Source organism: Methylocystis sp. ATCC 49242 (genome assembly GCF_000188155.2).
Classification (GTDB): Bacteria; Pseudomonadota; Alphaproteobacteria; order Rhizobiales; family Beijerinckiaceae; genus Methylocystis.
The window spans coordinates 4,250,706-4,276,752 of record NZ_KE124774.1 but is presented as its reverse complement, the minus strand read 5'-3'; the positions used below and the strand labels follow the sequence as shown (position 1 = coordinate 4,276,752).

Here is a 26,047-nt window from a genome sequence, read left to right as displayed (position 1 = left end):
GATTGCCGCTTGCGACGGCTCATCGCTCCCGCAGGGCCTGAAGGCGCTGCAGCGTGGCGGCGCATTCGCGCGGATTCGCCAGACATTTGTCGCGCGCCGTCGTCGCCAGCGCGTCCACGCCGGCCTGCACGAGAGAATGCGCGGCTTCGTCCAGTTGGGGACGCCGCGGCGGCTGCGGCGCGCCGGCGGGTCGCGCGCTAAGCGCTGGCGTTGGCGCCGGCGCCGTCAATGGCCGCCACTGAAGCGCCGCCATGACCAGCGCGATGCAGATCAGGCATTTGGCGAGAAAAACCAAGGCGCGTCTCCCGACGTCGCAAGAACTGCGGACAACAGCGTTTTGTAACGATTGGGTTGACCCTTCGTAAATGTAAGCGGCGCTTTAACGCTCGAAACGCGGCAACCATCCAGAAACCATGAAGATGAAACGCCGCGCGCGATTTCAAAACAAGGCGCCTGCGCGGTCGCACGCTTAGCAGTCATTTAAGAACGGCTTGCGAGAGTAAACCAAATCAGGAGCGTATGATTTGCGTATTGTTGCCAATCATAACTGGCGCCCGTCTTGGGTTGAGCATCTCGTTCATGAGAGCGTCGCCGGCCGTCCACTCGAAGCCGCCCGCCATCGGTCATTCATCCTGGCCCGGCTCGTGGTCGCCGCCAGCGTTCTGTTGGGAACGCCCTTCTGGCTCTTCTTCTATGGCGTTCCGACGCCGTCGCAGAGCCTGATCTTCTTTCTCGCGCAGATACCGCTGATCTCGATCGTGGTTCTCGTGCGCACCGGCAGGTTGCGTCTCGCGCAGAGCCTCTCGATCTTCGGCTGGCTCGCGATGGCCGTGGCCGTGCACGGATTGACCGAAGGCTATGAGATCATCTCGATCGCGCTTCTGACGATTGCGCTTGTAGAGGCCGCACTGACGCCGGAGATCGTCATGGTCTTCGTCATCGAGGCGGCGACCGTGGACGTCCTCGCGCTCACGGCCGGCTTGCGGTTTCCATCCCCGGAGCTGACATCGATCGAGCATTCGACCAGCATCGCCATGCTCGCGGCGCCGCTTCTGCTCTACATCGCCGTGGTCGCGATCTGCGCGATCCGCGCCGAAAACGTCCGCATGCGCTCCGACGCGCAGAACGCGCGCGACCTGCGGCTGCTTACGGACGCGATCGGCGACATCGTGCTGCATCTCGACCGTAACGGCGCCGTCTCGACCATCGTCGGCGACACGCACAAGACCTATGGTCTCGATCGTCGCGATCTGATCGGACGCGGCTTCTTCCAGCGCGTCCATATCGCCGATCGTCCCGCCTTTCTGAAGCTCGTCTCCGACGCCTTCGACCGCGCCAGGCCGACGACGGCGGTGCTGCGCGTGCAGGTTGCGCTCGCGGCGACCGCCTCCGGCAAATATGTGGAGCCGGTGTTCAATTATTTCGACGCGCGCATGTGCCGCGCCGAACCGATCGCCGACGATCTCGAAACGGGAATTGAGGAAAATATCGAAACCGTCGTTCCCGTCGTCTGCATCCTGCGCGACGTGACCGCGGCGAAACGCGCCGAGGAAGCCATCGCGGCGGCGCGCGCCGAGAGCGAACGGGCCACGGCGAGCAAGACGCGCTTTCTCGCCAACGTCAGCCACGAGCTGCGCACGCCGCTCAACGCGATCATCGGCTTTTCGGAAATGCTCGCAAATCCGGAACTCGCGCCGACCGATCCGGGCAAGCAGCGCGAATATGCGGAAATCATCAGCAATTCGGGTCATCACCTGCTCGAAGTCGTGAATACGATCCTCGACATGTCGAAGATCGAGTCGGGTTCGATGCAGATTTTCCCGGAGCCCTTCTCGTTGCCGGCGCTGATCGATCAATGCTGCGACATGGTGCAGCTGAAGGCCGACCAGTCCGCCGTGACGCTGTTGCGCGACTATCGCCGCGACATCGACGATCTCGTCGCCGACAAGCGCGCCTGCAAGCAGATCCTGCTCAATCTCCTCTCCAATGCGGTGAAGTTCACCCCCGCCAACGGCAAGGTGAAGATCCGTCTCGCTCCGGAGGGGAATCACCTCGGCATCTCCGTGATCGACAGCGGCATCGGCATCGCCCCCGCCGATCTCGCGCGGCTCGGCGATCCCTTCTTCCAGGCGAGCGCGTCGCATGACCGCACGCATGAAGGCACGGGTCTCGGCCTCTCGGTGGTGCGCGGCCTCGTGGGCCTGCACGGCGGCTCGATCACCGTGGAGAGCGCGCCGCGCAAGGGCACCTCCGTCACGGTGCGCCTGCCCCTCGACTGCCGCGCGCAGAACGGCGCCGGGGGCGCCTCGGCGAAAATCGAAACCATCGCCCGTCACGGCGCCTGTCACAACAGCGACGTGGGCTTCGAAAAGGAAACGGTGAAGAAAATTGCGTGACGCTTCGCTCAGCGCCTCAGGGCGCCAGTCCCTTCCCGAGGAACGCTCCGCCCCCAGGCGCCGCGCGAGCGCCAAGCGCGCCGACAAAAACCGCCCGTCGGTTCTGTCGCGCGTTTTCGGCCTCAAGCGGATGAGCGTTCTGCTGCTTCTCGGCATCGGCGGCCTTGCGGCCGTCGGCGTGCCGATGAACGCGCTCTTCTTCCAGGACGGACGTCATCCGGCCCCGCTTTTCTCGACGCATCTGCCCGTCGCGGAGAAGACAGAAACGGCCGCGGCGCCGAAGCCGCCGGTCCGGCCCACGGAAATCGCCGCGACGCGCGCCGAGGCCGAGGCCGCAAAGCCGGAGGCGCCGCGCCCGCCGGCGAAGGTCGAGCGAACCAGGACGGACGCCGCAAAGCCGGAGAAGGCCGAAGTCGCGAAAACCGAAGTCAGCAAAACGACCATCGAGAAAAAGCGCGATCCGATCAGCCAGCTGCTCGGCGGCGCGGCGGAAAAGGAGGCGGAGGCCGGTCCGGACAAGAACGTGCTTTATGCGCAGCGCGCGCTTCTCAAGCTCGGTTACGTGGTGCGCGCGGACGGCGTCTTTGGTGGCACGACCCGCCAGGCGATAGAAAAGTTCGAGCGCGACAGCGGCCTGCCGGTGAAGGGCCAGCTCAGCCCCAAGGTCATGCGCCAGCTCGCGACCCGCTCCGGCCTCGCGCATCAGTAAGCAAGGCGATCATTTGTAGCGCGGGCACGTCCGCGCTACATCGTCAGCCATGCGGCTCAGATCGGATATTTTCGCTTCCGCCCTCATCCGTCGCGCGGAAGCTCAAGGCGCCGTCGCCATGTTGCGCCGGCGCGGCGCGGCGGAAGCGGGCGCCCTTTTCATCAAGCTCGATCGACTCGACGGTCGCACGGCAATCTACGGACCTGCGCCACAGAGCGAGGAAACGCCCGCCGGCGTCGACCGGCTGTTCGCGCGCGCCCACGCCAGCGAATGGCTCGACCCCGCCGAGGCTGAAGCGCGGCTGAAGCGCGAAATCATGTTCGATCCCGATTTATGGATCGTCGAGATCGAGGACCGCGAGGGGCGCGTCTTCGTCGACCTCGCGGCCTGACCCTTACGCCGACTGATCGAGTTTGCGCGCGGCGACGCCGTTCTGGCGCGGCAAACTCCGTCGCCAGCCGGGAGCCGTCACGGCTTCCTCGCGCGAACCATTCCGACGCGCGGGCTCCTTCTCCGTCCGCGCCGCGCCGGTGATCGCCGTAACGATTTGCGCCGCCGCGCGTTGCGGCGTCGAGCGCATGAGCCGCAGGAGCGCGCGCACGCGATCGACGTCGTGAGCGATCGGCGCGTCGGCGCAAAGGAAGATACGCGTCGCCGCCTCCGTATCGACGCCGAGCGCGACGAGCGTCAGGGCCAGCGCCTCGCCCAGCGAATCCGTCAGCGCCGCCAGCGCCCGATCCTTCCGGCAATCGAGCGCACTCGCGACCAGCGCGGCCATTTCCTCGCGATCCCTGCGCAGGGCGGCGTCCTCCAGCCTCGCGACGAAGTCCGGATCGGCGCGGCGCGGCTCCGCATAGCCGCTGGCGAGAACCTTGCGGCAGGCGTTGAGGATGATCGCCGTGCGTTCGAGGCGCGTCGCGGCGAGAAATAGCGGTCCGGGATCGATTTCCAGATCGTCGCGATCGAGCAGCAGGCGCGCCAGCCTCACATCGTCGCGCGCGGCCTGCGCCAGAACGCGGCGCGCGGCGGATTCGAAATGCGCCGCGAGATTGCCGGCGAGCGCGCGCAACACCCGGGGTTCGTTGCGAGACATCAGCGCGGCGATGATTTCGCGGTCGAGATCGCGACGGCGCGAGAGGGCGAGGGCGAATCCCGTCGGGCACCGGGCGGCGAGGACCGCCGTTTCGGCGCGCGGCAGCGCCGGCGCATATTCCAGCGCAAGCTCGGCGCAAGGGCCGCCCTTGTCGAGAAGGCGCGCAAAAATCGAAGGGGGAGTCTCCGGATGGAAACACAACGGCCGCGCCACGCGGGCGACCGCGCCAGCGTCGACAATGTCGATCAGACCGAGCGCAAGCCGTTCAAATTGCTTGATATCGCTGAATGGATGGACTGGACGCTCGACGAACTGGTCGACGATCACCTGCAGGATCGACGCGTCATCGGCTCGCCGCTGTCTCTTGTCGGAAAGCATAAGCTGTCCACTCACTTAAACTCTTACGCAGCACACACTGCTAAAATTAGCAGCTCTTCGTTGACGGAACATTAACCCTCACCATTCCCTAATTGCCAAGTAACGGTCGATTCACTTTTGGCCGCAGCAAGTGCGGAGAGGCTGAAATGGGGGAGGTCATCGCCTTCCGAACGCGCGTCAAAGACGCGCCGAACCGCGCCGAGCCTTTCAATGGCGATGCGCAAATCCTGTTCTTTCTCGGCGTGCGCTACATGCGCATGGAAGAGACGCCCGACGCCGCGGGAGGCTGGTCGCCGCCCGATCTCGGCCACACGCCGAGAGGCGGCAAGAAGCGCAAGAACCGCGCCCGCGCATGACGTCGACAGAGATCTGCGCCTGCTGACCACGGTTGGATCGGCCGTTGTAGAACGCCGCAGGCCGTTCCTCGAAGATTTCCCGTAAGCTTTCGCTCCCCGCCCCCGCCGGAACCCGGCGGATAGAGAGCGCCGCCTGTGAACGCCTCGCAGCGAGGCGAGACAGGCGCGAGAAACCAAGTTAAGCTCCAGCTTTACCTTTTGGCGATTTGGAGCGGGCGGTGAGAGAAGCCTCGCGCGTGGCGGAAGGGGAGCGTCGCGGCGGCGGCGCCGTCGCCCTTTGGCTCGCCCCGCGTGCGCATCGGATCGGCGAGGCGCTGCGCGCGGCGCTTGCGGAAGAGGCCGCGCTGCGACGGCCGTTCCTCTGGCTCGTCGTCGCCGCCGGCGCGGGCGTCGTGCTGTATTTCACCGCGGAGCGCGAACCGCCGCTGCCGCTTTGCTTCGCAGTCCTGGGCGCCGCCGCGGCGTTCGCTCTCATCGCTCGCCGCCATGCGCGGGCGCGCGCATTATTCGTGGCGCTCGCCTTCGTCGCCGCCGGCTTCACCTCCGCGGCGTGGCGGACCGCGCGCGTCGCCGCGCCGATCATCCCGCGCGTCGGGATCGGCGAACTCACCGGCTTCGTGGAAGAGCTCGACCCGCGGCGGTCCGGCGCCCGCTTCATCCTGCGCGTCGCAAGCGCAGAAGGTCTGCCGGGCGAAGTCGCGCCGGCGCGCGTACGCCTCACCACGCGCGGCGATCCGTCTTTCTCGGCGGGAGATTTCGTCGCGTTGAAAGCCCGGCTCATGCCCCCTGCCCGCGCGGCGCTGCCCGGCGGCTATGATTTCGCGCGCGACGCCTATTTCGCGCGGCTCGGCGGCGTCGGGAACGCGCTCGGCCGCATCGAGGTCATGCCGCCGCCCGATCCGGCGCCAATTTCGCTACGCTTTTTCGCCGCCATCGATCGCGCGCGAAATGCGCTCGCCCTGCGCGTCTATCGCACGATCGACGGCGACGCGGGCGCCATCGCGGCCGCCATGGTGACAGGCAAGCGCGATTTCCTTTCCGGTAACGCGAAAGACCTCATACGCCGGGCCGGCATCTTTCACATCATCACCATCTCTGGCATGCAGATGACGCTCGTCGCCGGCATTTTCTTCGTCGGTTTCCGGCGCCTCCTCGCAATGTCGCAGACGCTGGCGCTCAACTACCCGATCAAGAAATGGGCGGCCGGGCTCGCTATCCTCGGCGCCATTCTCTACGACATCGCGACGGGTTCGCGCGTCGGCACGGAGCGCGCGCTGGTCATGACGCTCATCATGCTCGTCGCCGTGTTGTTCGACCGCGCGTCGCTCTCCATGCGCAATCTTGCGCTCGCCGCCTTTTTCATCATCGCCTTCGAGCCGGAGGCGCTGCTCGGCGCGAGTTTTCAACTTTCCTTCGCCGCCGTCGCGGCGCTGATCGCGGTCTATGAATGGCGCGGCGATTATCTCGGACGAAGCCGCGCGCGCCCTGTCGGCCCGAGCATGCGCGGGCGACTTGCGGAACTGCGCGAAGCCCTGGTCGAGCGATTGGTGCACGGACCGGGCGCGGCGCTTCTCGCGACCCTTTGCGCCACCTCCGCCACCGCCTCCTTCATGGCCAATGATTTCCACGAGCTCAGTCCATATGTGCTGGTCGGAAATCCGCTGACCCTGGCGATCATCGAATTTTTCGCCGTGCCTTGCGCGCTGATCGGCGCGGTCCTCTATCCTTTCGGCCTCGACGGCTTCGTCTGGCGCTATCTGAAGATCGGGATCGATCTCGTCATCTATCTCGCGGGGCTGATCGCGAGCGCGCCGGGGGCGAGCCTGCATGTGAAGGCTTTTGCGCCCTGGGCGATCGTCTTTCTCGCGCTTGCCGTTCTGTCGGCGGTGCTATGGCGGACGTGGTCGCTCCGGGCGACCGCGATACCTCTGGCGCTCGTCGGCCTGCTCGGCGCGAAAAACGGAACGGGTTTCGATCTCGCCGTTCCGCCGACGGGCGACTCGGCGGCCTTCCGTGCCGCCTCCGGCGAAATCGCCCTTCTGGGCAAAAGACCGAGCGTCTTCGCGTCCGAACAATGGTTGCGCGCCGACGCGGATTCCCGCGCGGCCGCAGACGCCGGAGCTGGCGTCGCCTGCGACGATCTGGGATGCGTTGGAAGACTGTTCGACGGGCGCATCGTCGCCCTTGTGAATGAGCGCGGCGCCTTTCTGGAAGACTGCGCGCGCGCGGCGATCATCGTCACGCCGCTTCATGCGCCCGAAGGTTGCGCCGCGCCGATCGTCATAGATCGTCGCAAGCTTGTGGAAACGGGCGCGATTTCCTTGCGACTGAAGGGCGAGAAGATCGAATGGACGAGAGCGCGCGGCGTCGACGAGGATCGGCCGTGGTCGCAGGCCCCGCAGGAAAGGCGCGGCCGGATCACCACGCCCGAGGCCTCTGAAATTGAAAGCGACAATGACGACGCTCAGGCGGCGGAGCCGCTGGACGACTGACCGCGGCTTTTTTTGCATCGCCCCTGCTTCAAGGCGCTGCGGACTGGAGGAAGCTTCGCTCCGGCCCCGGGACGCCCGCCGCGCCCCCATTCGCCATGCGCGGGCATGGGGCGAATGCGGGCCAATCAGTATTTCCTCAGGAGGCTCACGAGCTTCCCCTGAATACGCACGCGATCCGGCCCGAAGATGCGCGTTTCATAAGCCGGATTGGCCGCTTCGAGCGCAATCGAGGCGCCGCGTTTGCGCAGACGCTTCAACGTCGCCTCCTCGTCGTCGATGAGAGCCACCACGATGTCGCCGGTGTCGGCGTTGTCCTGCTTCTTGATGACGACCGTGTCGCCGTCGAGGATGCCGGCCTCGATCATGGAGTCGCCACGCACTTCCAGCGCGTAATGCTCGCCGCTGGTCAGAAGGTCGGGCGGCAGGCTGATGGTGTGGCTGCGGCTCTGGATCGCGGAGATCGGCGTGCCGGCGGCGATGCGGCCCATGACCGGAATCGCCACATTCTGCCCGGTCTCCTCCTCCCGCCGCTCGTGCAGCGGCCGCACACGGCCGAGATTGCCCTCGATGACAGCCGGCGAGAATTTTCCGCCCCGCGACCCTCCGCCGCCGCGCGGCGTCGCTGATTCAGGCAGGCGCAGCACCTCGAGCGCGCGGGCGCGATTGGGAAGACGGCGGATGAAGCCCCGCTCCTCTAGCGCGAGGATCAATCGGTGAATCCCCGACTTCGATCTCAGATCGAGCGCATCCTTCATCTCGTCGAAGGACGGCGGCACGCCGGACTCCTTCAGGCGTTCATGTATGAAGCGCAGAAGGTCGCTTTGCTTCTTTGTCAGCATCGAAAGTTGGCCCCTGAACTCGCGCCGTAGCGTCGACACAGACCCGCAGGGGAGCCTGAATCGCTCAAAAACAAATCATGAACGATTCATATGCGTTCCCGGTGCGTTCCGCAAGCCTTATGTCAGGGGGCTGTTAACTGGAGCTAGCGCGGAGGCGCCGCCGCTCTAATGGGCGGCGGCTTTGTTCTTTGTCGCCGGATCGGGGGCGCCGGGCTTCCGGGGAGCCGCTTTCTTGATCGAGCTCGTCGGGCTGTCGTCGCTGGCGAGCGCCTGCATCTCGCGGCGGTCGTCGGGCGCGAAGGCCTGCGCCACCGGATGCGGCGCCTCCGCCTCCCGGCTCTCGGCGGCGGCCTTGGCGGCAGCGACCGTCACGACGGGCGATTTGGCGGCGAGCTGCGTCGCGGCCTTGCCGGCGCCGCGGGCCGGTTTTTCCTCCAGCGCGATTTCGACTGGCGGGGCGATCGCCTCGGGGCGGCTCACCTCGGCGACGCGCGAGGCGAAGGCCGGGTTCTGACCGCCGTCCTGATAGACGACGCGAACCGGCTTCACGCCGCTTTCGGCGAGTTCGGCCACCTTGGTGTCATCCTTGGCCGCCTTTTCGGCGACCTGGGCCGCGATCTCCGGATTGTGCTTCAGGGGCGGACAGGCCGAGGCCGCGTCCATATGTCCCGCGGGCGTGGCGTTGAAGACATAATGACGGCCGCAGAAAGCGACCTGCGGCTCCTCTTTCGTCACCTCGAAGTGATCATTGCCTTCCTTCAGGTTCTTCCAGAAGCCGATGTTCGGGTCAAGCCGGTGCTTGGCCAGATTTTCGGCCGTCATCTTGAAGGGATAGGACTGCATCTGGATTGCGCGCTGGCCGCCGCCGAAGGAGGAGCGGGCAATCGCGTAGATTTCCGCGATCTGCTTGTCGGTCATGGAGAAGCAGCCGGCCGACGAGCAGGCGCCATGCACCATGATGGTCCCGCCGCTATGCCCCAGCGCGCGGTCGAGCTGGTTCGGGTAGCCGACGTTGAAGGACAGGTAATAGGCCGAATTCGGGTTCATCTGCGCCGGCGTGATCGAATAGAAGCCCTCCGGCACCTGGCGGTCGCCCTCGCGCGTCTTGGGGCCGAGCTGGCCCGACCAGCGGCACATGGGGAAGGTTTTGAGATGGACGTAGCGGCCGTCGGACCGCATCTTCCAGATCTCGAGCTCCGCCTCTTTCTTGTAGGCGCGGATGAGCATCGGCGCTTCCTTCGTCGTGCCGACCTTCTCCATCAGCGCGACGGTCTCCGGCGGAATGGGCGCGAGCGAGCGGTGCGAAAAGCCCCCGTCCTCGCAGGCCGCCAGCGTGAAGGCGGCGAAGGCCGCAACAACCGCAAACGGCTTGAAACCCTGGAAATTCATGCGACCCGCTCCCCTTTGCGCGACGCCCCCGCGTGTCCGAGAACCTTTACACGCCTGCGCGTAACGCAATCCTTACCCGGCGCGACGGCTGACCTTCCGCGCCGACCCGCATTTAGACCAAACATTGGGACGAGAAAGTGTCCGAGGCGCCATCCGGAATGGTGAAAACCGCAAATTTGCCGGATTTACCTTAACGCTTTTCCTCGATCTTTCGGCCCATGGCGAGGAACTTCTCGGCCCGGGCGTGGCGAAGCTGCTCGCGCGAAAGATTGGTAAGACGCGACAATTCGAGGGAAACCGCGTCGCCCGCGGCGGCGATGGCCGCCCTGGGGTCGCGATGAGCGCCGCCCGAGGGCTCGGTGACGATCACGTCGATGATGCCGAATTTGAGCAGATCCTGCGCCGTGATCTTCATGCTGGTCGCGGCGTCCTGCGCCTTGGCCGAATCACGCCACAGGATGGAGGCCGAGGCCTCCGGGGAGGCGACGGTGTAGACCGCGTGCTCCAGCATCAGCACCTTGTTGGCGGCGGCGATTGCGATGGCGCCGCCGGAGCCGCCCTCGCCCACCACGACCGCGACATTGGGCACGCCCAGCGACAGCGAGGCGTCGGTCGATCGGGCGATGGCTTCCGCCTGCCCACGCTCCTCGGCGTCGATGCCCGGAAAGGCGCCGGCCGTATCGACCAGCGAGACCACCGGCAGGCCGAAGCGGTCGGCGAGCTCCATGAGGCGCACCGCCTTGCGGTAGCCCTCGGGTCGCGCCATGCCGAAATTATGGTGCAGACGGCTCGCGGTGTCCGAGCCCTTCTCCTGCCCGATGATGCAGATGGGCTCGCCGTTGAAGCGCCCGAAGCCGCCGACGATGGCGGCGTCCTCGCCGAAGAAGCGGTCGCCGGCGAGCGGCGTGAATTCCGTGACGAGCTGCTTCACATAGTCGGAGAAATGCGGGCGCTGCGGATGACGCGCGACCTGAATTTTCTGCCAGGGGGTGAGGCTCGCGTAGAGGTCGGCCAGCGCCTTGGACGCCTTGGCCTCCAGCTTCGTCAGCTCCTCCGAGATCGAGACGCCCTCGCCTTTCTCGGCCAGCGCGCGCAGTTCCTCGACCTTGGTTTCCAGTTCCGCGACGGGCTTTTCGAAGTCGAGATAAGAGCGCATGGGGGCGACGATGTTTCCTGCAAGATTCGACCAGCGCCCGGCGGCCTCTCGGGCGCGCGCAAACTCGCCGCAACCGGCGCCGAAGTCAAGGAAGACGGCAGGACCGCGCGGGGTGGATTTCGAGCGCCAAATGGCGCAATCGGGGGCATGGCGCAATTTTCTGCAAGAGGAGCGCGATTCGCTTGAACCCTCCGACCCCTCGGGCCCATGCCGACAGCCGCTTCGTTTCCGCGAGCGACGGGCTGCGCCTCCATTATCTCGATTACGCCTGTCCCTCGGCCGGGCGTCTGCCGCTCGTCTGCCTGCCGGGCCTCGCGCGCTCCGCCGACGACTTCTGGCGCGTCGCCGAGGCCGCGCAGGCGCAGGGACGGCGCGTGCTCGCGCTCGACTACCGCGGGCGCGGCCGATCGGACTGGGATAAGGACTGGACCCATTACGCGCTCGCGGTCGAACAGGACGACATTCTCGCGGTGCTGCGCGACGCGGGCGTTTCGTCGGCCGTCTTTCTCGGCACCTCGCGCGGCGGGCTGCACACGATGGATCTCGCCGCCGGAACGCCGGGCCTCGTGCGCGCGGCGATCTTCAACGACATCGGGCCAAAGATCGAACTCGAGGGTCTGCTGCGCATAAAGCGCTATGTCGGAAAATTGCCGCCCATCGCCTCGATGAACGACGCGATCGCCTTGATGCGCATGACCGCCGCGCCGCAATTTCCCGCCGTTAGCGCGGAGGACTGGGCCGTTTATGCGCGCCAGACCTTCGTCGAGAAGGACGGGAAGGTTGCGCTTCGCTACGACCCCGAACTGTCGCACACGCTCGACATCTTCACGCCGGACGCCGAGCCCGAAACCTTCTGGGACCGTTTCGAAACAATGTCGCAAACGCCGATGCTCGTCATTCGCGGCGAGACGTCGGACATCTTTTCGGCCGAGACGATGGAGGAAATGGCCCGGCGCGCGCCGCGGCTCGAAACATTCACCGTCGCCGGCCAGGGCCATGCGCCCCTGCTGCTCGATCAGCCGACGATCGGGCGGATAATGGAGTTCCTGAGCCGTTGTCCGTGATTATGGCGCGTATCCCAGCGCCTGATTCACGCGTGAAACCGCAACGCCGACATTGATCGCGGCGCCCGCCTGCATGCGTTGCGCCTCCAGCTGAATCTGGCGCACGCGATACAGATCGAAGGCGCTGATTTCGCCGAGCGCGAAGGACTTGCGCGACAGTTCGAACTGCTCATTGGCGACGGCGAGCCGCTTGTCGGCGAGGCCCGCCGCCTTTTGCGCCGCTGCGAGCGCCGTCCGCGCGGCCTTTATTTCCGCGACGACCATTCGCTTGGCGCGCTCATATTCGGCGCGCGCCCGCGTCACCTCTGCTGCCGCCTCGGCCTGGCGCGGCTCGTTGCGGCCCGGCGTCGGCAACGGAATGCGAAAGCGCACGCCCACCGTCGTCGCGTCGGTGCGCTGGTTGGTGACTTCCTGCGAGGGGTCCGTCGAATATTGGTCGTTGTGCTCCTGACGTCCGAAGACGCCGATCTCCGGATTGTCTATGGGCGTCGCATCGATCAGCCGCGCCTGGGACTCAGCCCGCGCAAGCGCCGCCAGCGGCGCCCGCAGCGCCGGATGGTCTTCCAGATCGCCGTCGCGACGCACGGCTTCGAGCGTGCCGTCCGGCGGCGTCCCGCCGGTGAGCGCGGCGTAATTCACCCGCGCGACTTTTGCCGCGCCTTCCGCCTGCGCGAGTTCCGTCTCGGCGGCGAGCGTTTCGTTCCTCGCCAGCAAGGCGTCGGCTTCCGCAGCGTCTCCAAGTTCGACGCGACGGGTCATGTCGGCGCCGATCTCGCGGGCCGTCGCCACACGCGTGCGCGCCACGGACACGTCGCGCTCGGCGCGCTTCGCGTTCCACCATGCGTCGCGCAACAGTCCCGCGACCTCGAGCCGGCGTTGCGACAGCCTCTCCTCGACCTCCACGACCCCGCTCGACACCGTGGCCGCATAGGCGTCGCGCTGGCCGGGAAGCCACAGCGGCATGCCCGCCTCGATTTCGGTCTCGTTGTAGTGACGCAGATTGCCGGCGGCGGCGTTGCGCTGCGAGCCGCCGAAATAGGGCGAGCCCGGCGTTATCGAATTCGCGGTGGCGTACCGCGCGGACACGGCGCCGAATTGCGCCTCCAGCGCCTTGCTCTGCGCGTCGATGGCGACGGCCATGTCGAGGTGACGCACGAGAACATGGCCGAGCGGCGTCTTCTTCGCGCGATTGACAGTGACTTTGGAGCTTTTTCCGGCCCGGGCCTTGGCGCCCTTGCCGCCGCTCGCAGCCGGGTCCTTGGCGGCCTTCACTGTCACTTCGCCGCTCGGCTGCTCATCAGGCCCGGCGCGCGAGGCGGTCGCGTAAAGCCCGATGAAGAGCAGTACCGGCAGAAAGGCCGCCCGGATCGTCATGCGCGCGACTCCTCTCGCCGGAGGGATCGGATGCGCGTCCGCAGCTGCGCGCCCCAGTTGGCCGAACGATCGTAAAGGATCGGCAGCAGGACGAGGGTGAGCACGGTCGCGGAAATCAGCCCGCCGATGACGACGATGGCGAGCGGCCGCTGGATCTCTGCGCCCGGCCCTGTCGCGAAAAGGAAAGGGATGAGGCCAAAGGCGGCGATCGTCGCCGTCAGCATGACGGGGCGCATGCGCCGGCGCGCGCCCTCGACCACCGCCTCGCGCGTCGAGCGCGTGCCTTCGGCCACGAGCTTGTTGATGTAGGAGATCAGAACCACGCCATTGAGCACCGCTATGCCGACGAGCGCGATGAAGCCGACCGAGGCCGGAACGGAGATGAATTCGCCCGACAGCCACAGGCCGAGCACGCCGCCGATCGCCGCGAAGGGCACGTTGCAGAACACGAGCGTCGCCTGCAGCGCCGAATTGAAGGTCAGATACAGCAGGAGGAAGATCAGCGCGAGCGCGATCGGGACAACGACCGCGAGCCGCGCCGAAGCGCGCTGCTGATTCTCGAACTGGCCGCCCCACTGGTAGGTGTAACCCTTCGGCGTCTTCACGTTTTGCGCGACAGCCTTCTTCGCCTCGTCGACGAAGCCGACGAGGTCCCGACCGGTGACATTGGCGAGCACGGTGGCGAAACGCCTGCCCTCCTCGCGAATGACCTGAATAGGCCCGTCCTCCGCCTTCACTTCCGCAAGCTGGGACAACTCCACGACCTTTCCGTCGTTGGACACCATCGGCAGGCGCGCGAAATCCACGGCGGAGCGGCGCGAGGTCTCGGCGCCGCGCACGACGAGCGGCGTGCGGATCGGCCCCTCCAGCACGATGCCGACCTGCTGACCGTCAACCCAGACGCGCAGGGCGTCCTGGATCTCGCCGGCGTTGAGGCCGAAGCGTCCAGCGGCGAGACGATCGACGCGTGCGGTGAGATAGCGCAGACCGTCGTTCTGCAGGCCGAAGACGTCCCGCGCGCCGGGAATCTTGCGCAGCGTCGCGGCCACTTCGCGGGTCAGCCGGTTGAGTTCCCCGATGTCGTCGCCGAAAATCTTGATCACGACGTCGCCGCGCGCGCCGATGATCATCTCCTGAACGCGCATGTCGATCGGCTGGGAGAAGGCGTAGGAAATCCCCGGTATCGAGTCGAGCACCTTGCGGATTTCGCCCATCAGCCAATCCATGCCATGGCTGCGCCATTCGCTCGTCGGCGCGAGCGTGAGGAAATTGTCGGTCTCGTTGAGGCCCACCGGATCAATGCCGAGTTCGTCGGCGCCCGCGCGCGCCATCATCCCCTTGACCTCGGGCACCTTCTCCATGATCTCGCGCTGGATGCGACGGTCGGTCTCGGCGGCGATGTTGACGCTGATCGTCGGATGCTTGCGCACGGTGATGACGGGCGTGCCCTCATCCATCACGGGCATGAAGGTCTGGCCGATCCCGCTGTAGGCGAGAGCTGCGACGAGCAGTCCGCCGCCGGCGATCGCCGCAACGATCAGCGGGCGCGCCAGCGCGCGGTCGAGCAGCGGCTCGTAGATCGCCGCGATCCTGCGCACAAGCCAGGGCTCTTCGGAATGGCCAGGCTTCAGCAGCGTCGCGCTCAGCGCCGGCACGACCGTGAGCGACAGGATGAGGGCGGAGCCGAGCGCGAAGGCGATGGTCAGCGCCACCGGCGCGAAGAGACGCCCCTCGAGACCTTCCAGCGAAAGCAGCGGCAGGAACACGGTCACGATGATGACCACGCCGGAGGTCAGCGGCGCCGCGACTTCGCGCGTCGCCTCCAGCGTCATGAAGATACGGTCGGCGAGGCTCGCCTCATGGGCGCTCGCCATGCGATGCTCGACATTCTCCACCACGACGACGGCGCAGTCCACGAGCAGGCCGATGGCGATGGCCAGGCCGCCGAGCGACATGATGTTGGCGGAAAGCCCCCACCATCGCATGATCCCGAAGGTGGCGAGCGCCGCGAGCGGCAGGATGACCGAGACGACGAGCGCCGCGCGCAGGTCGCCCAGGAACAGCGCCAGCAGTATGACGACGAGAACGATCGCCTCGATCAGCACCTTCTGGACCGTCCACACCGCCTTGCCGATCAGCTCGCTGCGGTCGTAGAAAATCTCGATCTTCGCGCCCTTCGGCAGGCTCGCCTCGAGTTCGGCGAGACGGGCCTTCACGCCGGTGACCACCATGCGCGCGTCGGCGCCGCGCAGGCCGAGCACCAGTCCCCAGACAGCCTCGGCTTCGCCGTTACGGCTCACGACGCCGTTACGCGGCAGGGAGCCGAAACGCACCTCGGCGACGTCGCCGACGCGCACGATGCCGGTGGCGCGCGCGGCGATGACCACCGAGCGGATATCTTCGAGCGACTGCAGCCGCCCCTCGGCGCGCACCAGCAGCGCCTCCTCGCCGTCGCGGACGCGGCCGGCGCCGTCGTTCTTGTTGTTTTGCGAGAGCGCCGTTTCCAGCATCGCGACGGTGACGCCGCGCGCGGCCATGGCGGAGGGCGACGGCGCGACCTCGAAGGTGCGCACGAAGCCGCCCAGCACGTTGAGGTCGGCGACCCCGGGCAGGCCGCGGATGGCCGGACGTATCGTCCAGTCGAGCAGGCTGCGCTGCTCCGTCGGAGTCAGATCGCCGCCGACAATGGTGAACATGAGCATTTCGCCGAGCGGCGTGACGATCGGCGCAAGGCCGCCGGAAACGCCGCTCGGCAGCTGGTCCTGCACCTGAGCGAGCCGCTCGTTGACCTGCGCGCGCGCCCAGTAGATGTCCGTTCCTTCCTCGAACTCGAAGGTGAGCAGCGCGACCGAGTAACGGGTCGTCGAGCGCATGCGGACGAGACGGGGAATGCCGCGCGCGGCGATTTCGATCGGGGCGGTGACGCGGCTCTCCAACTCCTCGGGAGTAAGGCCCGGCGCGCGCATCGCGACGAGAACCTGAATCGGCGCCACGTCGGGAAAAGCGTCGATCGGCAATTTCGTGTAGCTGAACGCTCCCCACCCCGCGATGGCGATCGCGGCGAGGAATGTCAGGAGACGCTGTCGAAGCGCGAAGTGGATCAGCCGTTCAAGCATCGCGCTCTGTCATTTCTCCGCCTCGGCGAGTTCGGCTAGCAATGTGAGCAGACCATGGGTCGCCACCCGCTCGCCGGCCGCCAGGCCGCCCTGCACCGAGGCGAAATGCGGCGTCTCCGAGATCAGCGTGACCGGCGTCGCGCGGAATCCGTCCGGGACGCGGACGAAAACCCAGCTGTGGTTCTTGTGGCTGACGACGGCGTCCGCCGGAACGCGCCATTGCGAAGCGCCGCCGCCCGTCACCTTCAGGATCGCCTGCACGGCTTGCCCCGGCCGCAAGGGGCTTCTGCCGGAGCGAAACTCCGCCACCGCGGTGACGGACTGGGTCGCCATGTCGACGGTATGGCCGATGCGGATGAGCCGGCCGTCGAGACCCGCGCTGGGCAGATGGACGCGCTCGACGCTTTCGAGCGCGACGGCGCGACTAAGCGGCACCTGCAGATTGACCCAGATCGGATCGAGCCGCGCGATGGTGACGAGCGGCGCGGAGGCCTGAACGCGCTCGCCCGTGGTGCCGTGCCGCTGGAGGACCGTGCCGGAGAGCGGCGCGCGAACCAGGAGCGTGCTGGCGAGCTTGCGGTCACGCTGCAGGGCCGACACCTCGGCTTCGGTCATGCCGGCGAGCGTGAGAATCTGCCGTCGCTCCTCGAGCGACGAACGCGCCTGCCCCGCCTCGGCCCGAGTGACGATCAACCGGCGTTCGGCGATGATGCGCTCCTTGAAGAGCTGCTCGTCCCTGCGCAGTTTCTCGGAAGCGAGATTGGCGTCCGAAAGGGCGTGCAAGAAGGCGCGCTGCGCCTCGACCAGCTCGGAGGATCTGAGCGTCGCGATCGCGTCGCCGTCCTTGACGTCCTCGTCAGGGGCGACGAGCAGGGTCTCGATAAGTCCGGCGGCGGGCGCGGCGACGATGCGCAACTGCTGCGGCGGGACGGTCACCACGCCGGGGACGACGATTTCGCCCATGCCCGTTTCCGGTTCGATGGGCTGCGTCTCGACCCCCGCGGCGCGCGCCTGATCGTCGGTCAGCGGGACAACAATCTCCCGACGGGGCGGCTGATTCCCCGCCGGAGCGCCGAGGGCCGCAGCCGCGCCGCAAACGAGAAGGAGAAGAAGGGTGTGGAGGATCGTTCGCCGCATGTGAGAATCAGGAAAGCCCCGAGAGAGTGCGCCCCGCTTGCGCGCGCGGCAGACATTGCGCGGAAAGGGCGCGTCATTATGGCGCCGCCGCATTTCAGCTGCGCCGGGAGCGATCTTGCCCGTCGGAGGAGCCCGGCTCAAGCCATTTCGCCCCGCTGAAGGGGCTATCCAATGAAAAATCGGTAACAATCCCCTCCAACGCCGCTCTCGGCGCCGTCGCCAACGGCCGCGATCCGCCTATATTCCAGACAAGCTCAGCTGATTCTCCACTTTTCGAGGTATTCATGCGCCACCCATCCAATGTCGCCGTCCGCCTCGTCGATTATCGCCCCGCCGACTTTCTGATCGACGCCGTCGATCTGGACATTGCGCTGCATCGAACGGCCACGAAGGTCGTCGCGCGTCTGTCGCTGCGCCGCAACCCGAAAGGCGCCGCCGGCGCTCCGCTCACGCTCGACGGCGACGATCTGGCGCTGCTCGGCGTCAAGCTCGACGGCCGCGCGCTGGGGCCGGCGGAATATACGGCGACGCCCGACAGCCTCACGGTGCTCAGCGTCCCCGACGCGCCCTTCACCCTCGAAATCGAGACCGAGGTGAACCCGAGCGCCAATACGCAGCTTTCCGGACTCTACCGTTCAGGCTCCGCCTATTGCACGCAATGCGAGGCCGAAGGTTTCCGCCGCATCTCCTACTTCCTCGACCGCCCCGACGTGCTGAGCGTCTATACGACCCGGATCGAGGCGGAGAAGACCGACGCGCCGATCCTCCTCTCCAACGGCAATCCGGCGGAGTCGGGAGATATTCCCGGCACGACGCGCCATTACGCCGTCTGGCGCGATCCCTTCCCGAAGCCCTCCTATCTCTTCGCGCTCGTCGGCGGCGACCTCGGCGTGGTGCGCGACACTTTCACCACGATGTCCGGCCGCAGGATCGACCTTGCAATCTATGTAGAGCACGGCAAGGAGGCGCGGGCCGACTACGCCATGGACGCGCTGAAGCGCTCCATGCGGTGGGACGAGGAGAAGTTCGGTCGCGAATATGATCTCGACGTGTTCAACATCGTCGCCGTCTCCGACTTCAACATGGGCGCGATGGAGAACAAGGGCCTCAACATCTTCAACGACAAATATGTGCTGGCCTCGCCAGAGACGGCGACGGACTCCGATTACGCCGGCATCGAGGCCGTCATCGCGCATGAATATTTCCACAACTGGACGGGAAACCGCATCACCTGTCGCGACTGGTTCCAGCTGTGCCTGAAGGAAGGGCTCACCGTCTTTCGCGATCAGGAGTTTTCCGCCGACATGCGCTCGCGCGCGGTGGAGCGCATAAGCGACGTTCGCGGACTTCGACTCGTGCAATTCCCCGAGGACGCGGGGCCGCTCGCGCATCCGGTACGGCCCGAGGTCTATCACGAGATCAACAACTTCTACACGTCGACGGTCTATGAGAAAGGCGCCGAGATCATCCGCATGCTGCGTACGCTGATCGGCGACGCCGATTTCCGTCGCGGCATGGACATCTATTTCGAGCGCTTCGACGGCACGGCGGCGACGGTGGAGGACTTCCTCTCCTGTTTCGCCGAAGCCTCCGGCCGCAACCTGTCGCATTTCGCGCTGTGGTACAGCCAGGCCGGCACGCCGGCGCTGTCGAGCGAGGGCGCCTATGACCCCGACGCCCGGACCTTTGCGCTGACGCTGCGCCAGCAGACACGTCCCACGCCGGGGCAGGACACGAAGAAACCAGTGGTGATCCCCGTCGCTTTCGCGCTCTTCGGCGAGAATGGCGAGAAGCTCGATCTCCTGAGCGACGACGCGCGCGAGGACGAGTTGCGCCGCGGAGTGATCGAACTTTCGGAGCCCGCGCGCGTCATCACCTTTCGCGACGTGCCTTCGCGCCCGGTGGCGTCGCTGCTGCGCGGATTCTCGGCGCCCGTGCGGCTCGAGCCCGCCCCGGCGAGCGCGGACCTGGAGCGGCTCCTCGCCTGCGACGACGATCCCTTCAATCGATGGCAGGCGGCGCAAAGCCTCGCGCTGCGCGCAATCTTCGCGCGTGTGGACGCTTCGCGGAACAACGCCCCGGCGCCAGATGCGCAGGGTTTCGTCGGCGCATTGCGCACGCTCCTCGCAAAGGCCGACGCCGATCCCGCCTTCGCCGCGCAGGCGCTGTCGCTCCCCTCTGAAATCGACCTCGCGCGCGAGGCGGGGGAGAATGTCGATCCCGACATCCTCTTTTCGGCGCGCATGGGGCTGCGCGAGGAAATCGGCCGCGCCCTTCTCCCGCAGCTCGACGCGCTCTATGCGCGAATGGCTGACAACGGCCCCTTCAAGCCCGACGCGGCCGGCGCCGGGCGGCGCTCGTTGCGCGCCGTCGCGCTCGATCTCATCGCCGCCGGCGATATAGAGAAGGGCCGCGCGCTCGCGCAGCGTCAGTTCGCCGCCGCCGGCAACATGACGGACCGCCTGGCGGCGCTGTCAGCGCTCGCGCTGATCGGCGGACAGGCGCGCGAAGACGCTTTCGCGGCTTTCTACAAGCAATTCGCGGGCGACGCGCTCGTGATCGACAAATGGTTCGCCTTGCATGCGACAATTCCGGAAGAGGCCACGACGCAGCGCGTCCTCGATCTCATGGCGCATCCGGATTTCTCGCTCTCCAATCCGAACCGCGTGCGCTCGCTCATCGGCGCCTTCGCGAACGGCAATCTCACGCGCTTCCATGCGCTGGACGGTTCCGGCTACGATCTCCTGACGCGCATCGTTCTCGACCTCGATTCGAAGAATCCGCAGGTCGCGGCGCGGCTGCTCTCGGCGCTGCGTTCATGGCGCACGCTAGAGCCGCGCCGCCGCGCGCTCGTCGAAGCGAAGCTGCGGGAAGTGCTTGCGCGCGAGACGCTCTCCGCCGACGTGAAGGATATTGCGACACGCGCGCTGTCCTGAACGGAAGCCGGATAAAAAGCCCGTTCGGCAAAAACGCTCTTTGCCGAACGGGAGCCGCATCATCGCCCGTTATCGCGGCGACGCCTGCGATGACCGCATCTTCCATTTCCGCATGTCCCGAATGAAACCGTCGATCAATTTGTTGTGGACATGCGGCATGACGATGAAATGCGCGAGCTTGCCGAGCGTCGGGCTCTCCTCCGACGCAAGATCATATTTCGCGAGGATCGTTTCGTCGGGCCGCTCGAAAAACACAGTGCTCGAGAAAGGATTACGCCAGCTCCTGACGCCCGTGGCCTTCAGCCCTTCGACGAGATAGTCCGTGTTGCGCATCATGCCATTGGCGGCGGCCCTGAATTTGTCCATCGGCGTCGAGCGTATCTTCCACCAGAATTTCAATGGCGCCAACGCGCTTCGCGAACAGGAGATCGTCGGGACGGCGTCGTTGAGATAGGCGACCCGAAACGGGTTCAGATTGTCGAACGCTTCCCTGGTGGAAATGAAAATGCCCATCGGTTCATCAGAGCCAAAGAACTTGTGCCCCGACACGGCGATGGAATCGAAATTCTGAAGCTGATGATTGACGAGGCTCGCCGCGTCACCGTCCACGTAAGGCAGGTAACCGCCGAAAAGCGCAGCATCCAGATGGATGTATTGCGGGCCCTTGTGCTTCGCTTTCAGTATATCCCTTATCGCCGCCTGATCGTCGATCGCGCCCTTGAATGTCGTGCCTAATGCGATGACCACCAGCACGGGACGGGACGGATCGAGCTTCGCCTCGAAATCCTTCAGATCCATCTCGCCCATCTCCTTCGCCTTTATCAGACGCAGTTCGAGATTCTGCACGTCGGCGAGTTTCTTGATCGAATAATGCGCCTCCTCCGAAACATAGACGATCGGCGGAGCCGATGATTTCGACAGAAGATATTTCCGGCCAAAATAGAGCCCGTGATTGTTGCCGTCCGTGCCGCTCGCGGTCACGAAGCCCCAGAACTTGTCGTCGGGAAAGCCATAGAGCTTTGCGAAATAGGACACGACCTCTTTTTCAAACGCGTGGGTGTTGAGGCTGTAGGGACTCGTCGACCACGGATTGCCTACATTGTTCAAAGACGCGCGATACAGCCTGTGCTTTGTGTACCAATTATAGAAGCCTTCCAGAGCGGTGTCCTGATTGACGGGATAGCCGCCAATGCGCCGGCTCTTTTCGAGCGCCATCCCGGCGAAGGCGTCGACGCGGCGACGCTCCTGTTTCGTGATCGCCAATGCGGGCGCGCAGAGCAAAAGGCCCGACAGGAAAACCGCGAGAATTCTGGTCATCATCTGGACGTCTCGAAATTCTGGCCGACGCCGCGTCGCACTTGATTTGACCGCCGTCGTCAACCGGACGTTGTGGGCGCCCCACTACACTCGCAGGGAGTGAAGGACGGAGGGGTGAGTGAGCGGCGCCGAGGGGCGTCTGACCATGCGACAAAACGACTCGCCGCCCAAAAGCCGGCTCGGGACTGTTTCGACGACCCCACATCTCGGGGCCGGCGGCCGGACAGCGCCGGAGCGACGCCGCGCGGAATGTGCGCGTTCGGGAAACTTCTGTTGCCCGGCAAAGCCTTACTCACGGACGCGCGCCGGGCGGCGGAGCCGGCCCTGTCGAGCCCCGGTCACAAGCCCCTATATATGGGTCAACACGCCATGGATTCCAGCGCCGAGACGCGCCGTTAACGCCGAATTAAGGTCTGGACAATCACGGCCTGAGAGATTCGAATGAAGGTGATTCGGGCGGCGTTCGGTTCGCTCGCGAGTTCGCCAAAATTTCGGAGATCTATTTGATGGCGCGCGCCTCCGCAGCTCGTGCGATGAGTCATGCCGAAACGGTGTGGGGCGCGTATCGCTTTGACGACAATGGCGAGAAGGATCCGAACGACGGCGCCTGGCTACGGCGCCTGGCCTTCGTCGCCTCATCTATCTGCCTGATGTCGTTGATGGCTTTTGTCGTCTCCATGGCGACGACGATGCAGGACCAGCTTGTCGACGACGCAACCGCCGACCTCGAGCTTTTCGCGCGCGTTGTTTCTCACGAACTGCACGAAAAGATCCGGGCGGACGCGCAGTCGCTCGGCCAGCCCCTCAACCAGATCGTTCCGCATCGCGCCTTCGCGCGGGGCCGCCGCGTTCTCGTCACGGACGGCCACGGCCGGGTCGCCGCCGCGTTTCCGCCGATCGAGTCAAAGAACGTCACGCTCGCCGACGTTCTCGGCGCCGGGCAGGTGCTCACCGAATTCGCCGACAAGGCGGGCGTGATGCGCGTGACGCTCGCCGACGGCACGCCGGCGCTCGCCACGGTGCATAAGCTGCCCACGCCCTTCGGGCAGGTGGCGATGATCTATCCGCTGGACAATGTGCTCGGAGAATGGCGCGCCATCGCGGCGCGTTATGCGCTGCTCTTCGCCTTCACGACGCTGATGCTGCTCGTCATCGTTTACGGCTATTTCCGGCAGACGCGGCGCCGGCAGGCGGTGGAGCATGTGAACGCGCTCATTCGCAAGCGGCTCGAGACGGCGCTGTCGCGCGGGCGCTGCGGATTATGGGACTGGGACATCGCGCGCGGGCGCATCTACTGGTCCGATTCAATGTACGAGATGCTCGGCCTTCCCGCCGAGCGGCGCTGTCTCTCCTTTGGCGAACTCAACGCGCTCATTCATCCTGAGGATGGCGACCTCACGGTGATCGCCGAAATGGTCTCGGCCTCCAGAACCAAAAGCGTCGATCACGAATTTCGCGCAAAGCACGCGGACGGCCGATGGATCTGGGTGCGCGCGCGCGCGCAACTCGTGGACGAGGCGAACGACCCGGGCAAGCATCTCGTCGGCATCGCCGTGGATGTCTCCGAACAGCGCGCCCTCGCCGAACATACGGCCACCGCCAACATGCGCCTGCGCGACGCCATCGACGCGATTTCGGAAGCCTTCGTGCTGTGGGACGCGCAGAACCGGCTCGTCACCTGCAATTCCAAGTTTCTCGATCTCCATGGCCTCTCCGCCGACGCGGCGATCGCCGGAGCGACCTATGCGCAGATCATGATGCGCGCCACGGCGCCGCTCATCCAGACCGAAATTTCATCCGCCGAGCAGCGCGCCGCCGACGCGCGCACATATGAAGCGCGGCTCGCCGACGGCCGCTGGCTGCAGATCAACGAGAGGCGTACGAAGGACGGCGGTTACGTCTCCGTCGGCGCCGACATCACCGCGCTGAAGCGCAACGAGGAGAAGCTGCTCGAGTCGGAGCGCCGCCTCACCGCGAGCGTCACGGACCTCACGCGCTCGCGTCAGACGCTCGAGATGCAGGCCCAGCAGCTTGCGACTCTCGCGGAGCAATATCACCACCAGAAAGCGGAGGCCGAAGCGGCCTATCTGGCCAAGTCCGAATTCCTCGCCAACATGAGCCACGAGCTGCGCACCCCGCTCAACGCGATCATCGGCTTTTCCGAAATGATGCAGGCGGAGCCCTTCGGCTCCCTCGGCTCGCCGAAATATGTCGAATATTGCAACAACATTCGTCAGGGCGGCGCTTACCTCAACGAGGTGCTGTCCGACATTCTCGACATGTCGCGACTGGAGGCGGGACTGGTGCGCCTGGCCGAACGCGAAGTGAATGTCGCCGACGCGACCCGCCGCGCCATCGCCTCCTGGCGTTCCCGCGCGGACGCCAAAAACATCCAGATCGTGGCCGAGGCGGATGACCGCCTGCGCTGCATCGGAGACGAATCGGCCATCGTCAAGGCGCTCGGCGTCCTGCTCTCCAACAGCATCAAATTCACGGATGCGGGCGGCTTCATACGCCTTCGCGCGCGCCGCCACGGCGCCGCGATCGCAATCTTTGTCGAGGACACCGGCCGCGGCATAGATCCGCGCGCAATTTCGAGACTCGGCCGGCCATTCGAGCAGAGCGCCGACCTCATGGAGAACGGCATGAAGGGCTCGGGGCTCGGCCTCGCCATCGCCCGCGCGCTGGTCGATTTGCATGGCGGCGCGTTGCGCATTCGCTCGCGACTCGGGCTCGGCACCATCGCGATGATGCGCCTGCCCTGCGTCCGCGCCGACCGTGCAATGACGATCGGCGCTCCAAAGCAACGGCCGCTCGAACAGACCGCCCCGCGTCTGGCCAAGAACCAGCTCTATGCGCGCTCGCTGCGTGAGACCGCCGCGCGCATGGCCGGCAGCGACAACACCACGCGCAATCCCGGTTCATTGTCCTCGATGCGCAATACGCCGTGATGCAGGCGGGCGACGGCCGAGGCCATCGACAGGCCAAGTCCCGAGCCCGGCCGCGAGCGTGAGTTTTCGAGCCGCACGAAACGCCCCACCACCCGGTCGCGATCGGCGGGCGCAATGCCCGGCCCATGATCCGCGACGATGATTTCGATGCGGTCGCCGACGCGCTTCGCGCTGACGTCGATGCCGGGCTTTTCGCCTCGCGAGCCGTATTTCAAGGCGTTGTCCACGAGATTGACGACCGCCTGTCCGAGCAGCTCGCGGCTTCCTGTCACAGTGAGGCCCGGCTGCGTCACGGCCTCCAGCCGCACGCCCTGCTCTTCCGCGACCGGCTCGTACATTTCGACGATATCGTTCACCACGGCGTCGGCGTCATAGGCGCCGAGATTGTCGCTCGAATAGCCGGCCTCGGCGCGCGCGATCATCAACAGCGCGTTGAAGACGCGAATGAGACTGTCCGATTCGTCGATCACCGCCGCCAGCGCCTCGCGATGCTCGCCGTTCTGCGCGCTCCCGCGCAGGGCGGCCTCGGCGCGATTGCGCAACCTCGTCAGCGGGGTCTTGAGGTCATGCGCGATATTGTCGGAGACTTCGCGAAGCCCCGTCATGAGTTCCGAGATGCGCTCCAGCATCGCGTTGAAATTCTCCGCGAGGCGATCGAGCTCATCGCCGGCGCCGCTGACCGCGAGCCGTTCGTTCATGTCGCCCGCCATGATGCGCCGCGCCGAGTCCGACATCACGTCGACGCGCTCGAGCATGCGATGCGCGACGAACAATCCGCCGAAAGCGCCCACGAGCACGAGCCAGAAAAGGGAAATGCCGAGCGCGCGGCGGAGAATGTCGCGCAGCACCTGATGGTCCTCGATGTCGTGGCCGATCAGCAGGCGAAAGCCGCCCGGAATGAGAAAGAGCCGCATCAGCGCGGGATGAACCTCGCCGGGTTCGCCGCGCCGCTGATAGGTCATCTCGACCAGCTCCCGGCCGCCGCCGGGCGCGATTTTCGGCGGCTCGATATTGCCGACAATGACGTCTCCGGCATGCGTCATCAGCAGATAGAGTGAGCCGCCCGGCGCGCGCACGCGCCGCTCCACGGCTGTCGTGAGCTGTCGCAACCCCCCTTGCGCGTATTGCTCGGAGAGCGCGCGGATCTCCGCTTCCACCGTCTGCTCAATCTGTTCGTCGAGCACTTCCTTCACCCGCGCGCCAACGCGCGTCAGCACGAGACCCGCGCCGATCGAGAACAGCAGCAGATAGGCGATCGACAGCTTGAACGCCGTTGTACGGAAGAGTTTGCCGACCTTGCCCATCACCTGCCGCCGCGCTCCCTGCTGATCCGGCCTTTCACCG

The 26,047-nt window shown here is 66.0% G+C and carries 18 protein-coding genes; 8 read left to right on the top strand and 10 right to left on the bottom strand.

Annotation, left to right across the window (positions count from 1 at the left end):
• Positions 1 to 19: 19 nt before the first annotated feature.
• On the bottom strand, positions 20 to 295 hold the full coding sequence (locus MET49242_RS22830; protein ID WP_036286426.1) for a hypothetical protein: 276 nt from the start codon (positions 293 to 295) through the stop codon (positions 20 to 22).
• 229 nt (positions 296 to 524) lie between these two features.
• Between MET49242_RS22830 and MET49242_RS22825 the strand changes: the two genes are divergently transcribed.
• Genes MET49242_RS22825 through MET49242_RS22815 form a run of 3 tightly spaced genes read left to right on the top strand, consistent with a single transcriptional unit; the run spans position 525 to position 3,496 of the window.
• Complete coding sequence (locus tag MET49242_RS22825; RefSeq protein WP_036286424.1) at positions 525 to 2,396, top strand: ATP-binding protein; 1,872 nt, start codon at positions 525 to 527, stop codon at positions 2,394 to 2,396.
• The gene (locus MET49242_RS22820; RefSeq protein WP_036286422.1) at positions 2,389 to 3,105 is read left to right on the top strand and encodes a peptidoglycan-binding protein; all 717 of its coding nucleotides are present in this window, start codon (positions 2,389 to 2,391) and stop codon (positions 3,103 to 3,105) included. Before MET49242_RS22825 ends, MET49242_RS22820 begins: the two co-directional genes overlap by 8 nt.
• A 49-nt stretch (positions 3,106 to 3,154) precedes the next feature.
• Positions 3,155 to 3,496: a DUF1491 family protein gene (locus MET49242_RS22815; RefSeq protein ID WP_036286420.1), complete on the top strand. Its 342-nt coding sequence runs from the start codon at positions 3,155 to 3,157 to the stop codon at positions 3,494 to 3,496.
• A gap of 3 nt (positions 3,497 to 3,499) precedes the next feature.
• Here the strand turns inward: MET49242_RS22815 and MET49242_RS22810 are convergent, their stop codons facing one another.
• Positions 3,500 to 4,591 (bottom strand): DUF2336 domain-containing protein, encoded by a 1,092-nt coding sequence (locus MET49242_RS22810; protein WP_244430878.1) that lies wholly within the window; start codon positions 4,589 to 4,591, stop codon positions 3,500 to 3,502.
• A gap of 131 nt (positions 4,592 to 4,722) precedes the next feature.
• Here MET49242_RS22810 and MET49242_RS22805 point away from each other — a divergent pair, with 131 nt between their 5' ends.
• Complete coding sequence (locus MET49242_RS22805; RefSeq protein ID WP_036286412.1) at positions 4,723 to 4,932, top strand: hypothetical protein; 210 nt, start codon at positions 4,723 to 4,725, stop codon at positions 4,930 to 4,932.
• A 218-nt stretch (positions 4,933 to 5,150) separates the two neighbouring features.
• Entirely contained in the window at positions 5,151 to 7,424 is a 2,274-nt protein-coding gene (locus MET49242_RS22800; RefSeq protein WP_036289321.1) for a ComEC/Rec2 family competence protein, read from the top strand.
• A gap of 125 nt (positions 7,425 to 7,549) precedes the next feature.
• Here MET49242_RS22800 and lexA read toward each other — a convergent pair whose 3' ends face one another.
• From lexA to MET49242_RS22785, 3 genes are all read right to left on the bottom strand, one after another.
• Positions 7,550 to 8,263, bottom strand: coding sequence for a transcriptional repressor LexA (gene lexA / locus MET49242_RS22795; RefSeq protein WP_036286409.1), 714 nt, complete (start codon positions 8,261 to 8,263; stop codon positions 7,550 to 7,552).
• Positions 8,264 to 8,428: 165 nt separating this feature from the next.
• On the bottom strand, positions 8,429 to 9,652 hold the full coding sequence (locus tag MET49242_RS22790; protein WP_051134431.1) for a murein L,D-transpeptidase family protein: 1,224 nt from the start codon (positions 9,650 to 9,652) through the stop codon (positions 8,429 to 8,431).
• A 190-nt stretch (positions 9,653 to 9,842) separates the two neighbouring features.
• Positions 9,843 to 10,808, bottom strand: a complete 966-nt coding sequence (locus MET49242_RS22785; protein ID WP_036289314.1) for an acetyl-CoA carboxylase carboxyltransferase subunit alpha — start codon at positions 10,806 to 10,808, stop codon at positions 9,843 to 9,845.
• 182 nt (positions 10,809 to 10,990) lie between these two features.
• Between MET49242_RS22785 and MET49242_RS22780 the strand changes: the two genes are divergently transcribed.
• Entirely contained in the window at positions 10,991 to 11,872 is an 882-nt protein-coding gene (locus MET49242_RS22780) for an alpha/beta fold hydrolase (RefSeq protein ID WP_036286407.1), read from the top strand.
• On the opposite strand, the gene MET49242_RS22775 is transcribed toward MET49242_RS22780, so the two are convergent.
• From MET49242_RS22775 to MET49242_RS22765, 3 genes are read right to left on the bottom strand one after another with little or no spacing between them, the layout of a single operon-like run.
• A complete protein-coding gene (locus tag MET49242_RS22775) occupies positions 11,873 to 13,246 on the bottom strand; it encodes a TolC family protein (RefSeq protein WP_036286404.1) in 1,374 nt (457 codons plus the stop codon).
• Entirely contained in the window at positions 13,243 to 16,362 is a 3,120-nt protein-coding gene (locus MET49242_RS22770; protein WP_036286401.1) for an efflux RND transporter permease subunit, read from the bottom strand. Before MET49242_RS22770 ends, MET49242_RS22775 begins: the two co-directional genes overlap by 4 nt.
• Before the next feature lie 9 nt (positions 16,363 to 16,371).
• Positions 16,372 to 17,499, bottom strand: a complete 1,128-nt coding sequence (locus tag MET49242_RS22765; RefSeq protein WP_036289312.1) for an efflux RND transporter periplasmic adaptor subunit — start codon at positions 17,497 to 17,499, stop codon at positions 16,372 to 16,374.
• Between the two features lie 284 nt (positions 17,500 to 17,783).
• Between MET49242_RS22765 and pepN the strand changes: the two genes are divergently transcribed.
• Positions 17,784 to 20,435 carry an aminopeptidase N gene (gene pepN / locus MET49242_RS22760; RefSeq protein ID WP_036286398.1) on the top strand — a complete coding sequence of 884 codons (2,652 nt, stop codon included), beginning with the start codon at positions 17,784 to 17,786 and terminating at the stop codon, positions 20,433 to 20,435.
• Positions 20,436 to 20,504: 69 nt separating this feature from the next.
• Here pepN and MET49242_RS22755 read toward each other — a convergent pair whose 3' ends face one another.
• Complete coding sequence (locus MET49242_RS22755; RefSeq protein ID WP_210162340.1) at positions 20,505 to 21,752, bottom strand: aminotransferase class V-fold PLP-dependent enzyme; 1,248 nt, start codon at positions 21,750 to 21,752, stop codon at positions 20,505 to 20,507.
• A gap of 506 nt (positions 21,753 to 22,258) precedes the next feature.
• Here MET49242_RS22755 and MET49242_RS22750 point away from each other — a divergent pair.
• Positions 22,259 to 24,703 (top strand): PAS domain-containing sensor histidine kinase, encoded by a 2,445-nt coding sequence (locus MET49242_RS22750; protein ID WP_036286395.1) that lies wholly within the window; start codon positions 22,259 to 22,261, stop codon positions 24,701 to 24,703.
• On the opposite strand, the gene MET49242_RS22745 is transcribed toward MET49242_RS22750, so the two are convergent.
• Positions 24,604 to 26,007 carry a HAMP domain-containing sensor histidine kinase gene (locus MET49242_RS22745; RefSeq protein ID WP_036286392.1) on the bottom strand — a complete coding sequence of 468 codons (1,404 nt, stop codon included), beginning with the start codon at positions 26,005 to 26,007 and terminating at the stop codon, positions 24,604 to 24,606. The two genes, MET49242_RS22750 and MET49242_RS22745, sit on opposite strands and share 100 nt — an antisense overlap.
• Positions 26,008 to 26,047: the final 40 nt, after the last annotated feature.

What these genes read in the sequence shown, in the direction of transcription:
- MET49242_RS22815 (WP_036286420.1), top strand. Translation starts at nt 3,155, where the DNA reads ATGCGGCTCAGATCGGATATTTTCGCTTCCGCCCTCATCCGTCGCGCG.
- MET49242_RS22805 (WP_036286412.1), top strand. Translation starts at nt 4,723, where the DNA reads ATGGGGGAGGTCATCGCCTTCCGAACGCGCGTCAAAGACGCGCCGAAC.
- lexA (WP_036286409.1), bottom strand. Translation starts at nt 8,263, where the DNA reads ATGCTGACAAAGAAGCAAAGCGACCTTCTGCGCTTCATACATGAACGC.
- MET49242_RS22790 (WP_051134431.1), bottom strand. Translation starts at nt 9,652, where the DNA reads ATGAATTTCCAGGGTTTCAAGCCGTTTGCGGTTGTTGCGGCCTTCGCC.
- MET49242_RS22785 (WP_036289314.1), bottom strand. Translation starts at nt 10,808, where the DNA reads ATGCGCTCTTATCTCGACTTCGAAAAGCCCGTCGCGGAACTGGAAACC.
- MET49242_RS22775 (WP_036286404.1), bottom strand. Translation starts at nt 13,246, where the DNA reads ATGACGATCCGGGCGGCCTTTCTGCCGGTACTGCTCTTCATCGGGCTT.
- MET49242_RS22770 (WP_036286401.1), bottom strand. Translation starts at nt 16,362, where the DNA reads ATGCTTGAACGGCTGATCCACTTCGCGCTTCGACAGCGTCTCCTGACA.
- MET49242_RS22765 (WP_036289312.1), bottom strand. Translation starts at nt 17,499, where the DNA reads ATGCGGCGAACGATCCTCCACACCCTTCTTCTCCTTCTCGTTTGCGGC.
- pepN (WP_036286398.1), top strand. Translation starts at nt 17,784, where the DNA reads ATGCGCCACCCATCCAATGTCGCCGTCCGCCTCGTCGATTATCGCCCC.
- MET49242_RS22755 (WP_210162340.1), bottom strand. Translation starts at nt 21,752, where the DNA reads ATGACCAGAATTCTCGCGGTTTTCCTGTCGGGCCTTTTGCTCTGCGCG.
- MET49242_RS22750 (WP_036286395.1), top strand. Translation starts at nt 22,259, where the DNA reads ATGGCGCGCGCCTCCGCAGCTCGTGCGATGAGTCATGCCGAAACGGTG.
- MET49242_RS22745 (WP_036286392.1), bottom strand. Translation starts at nt 26,007, where the DNA reads ATGGGCAAGGTCGGCAAACTCTTCCGTACAACGGCGTTCAAGCTGTCG.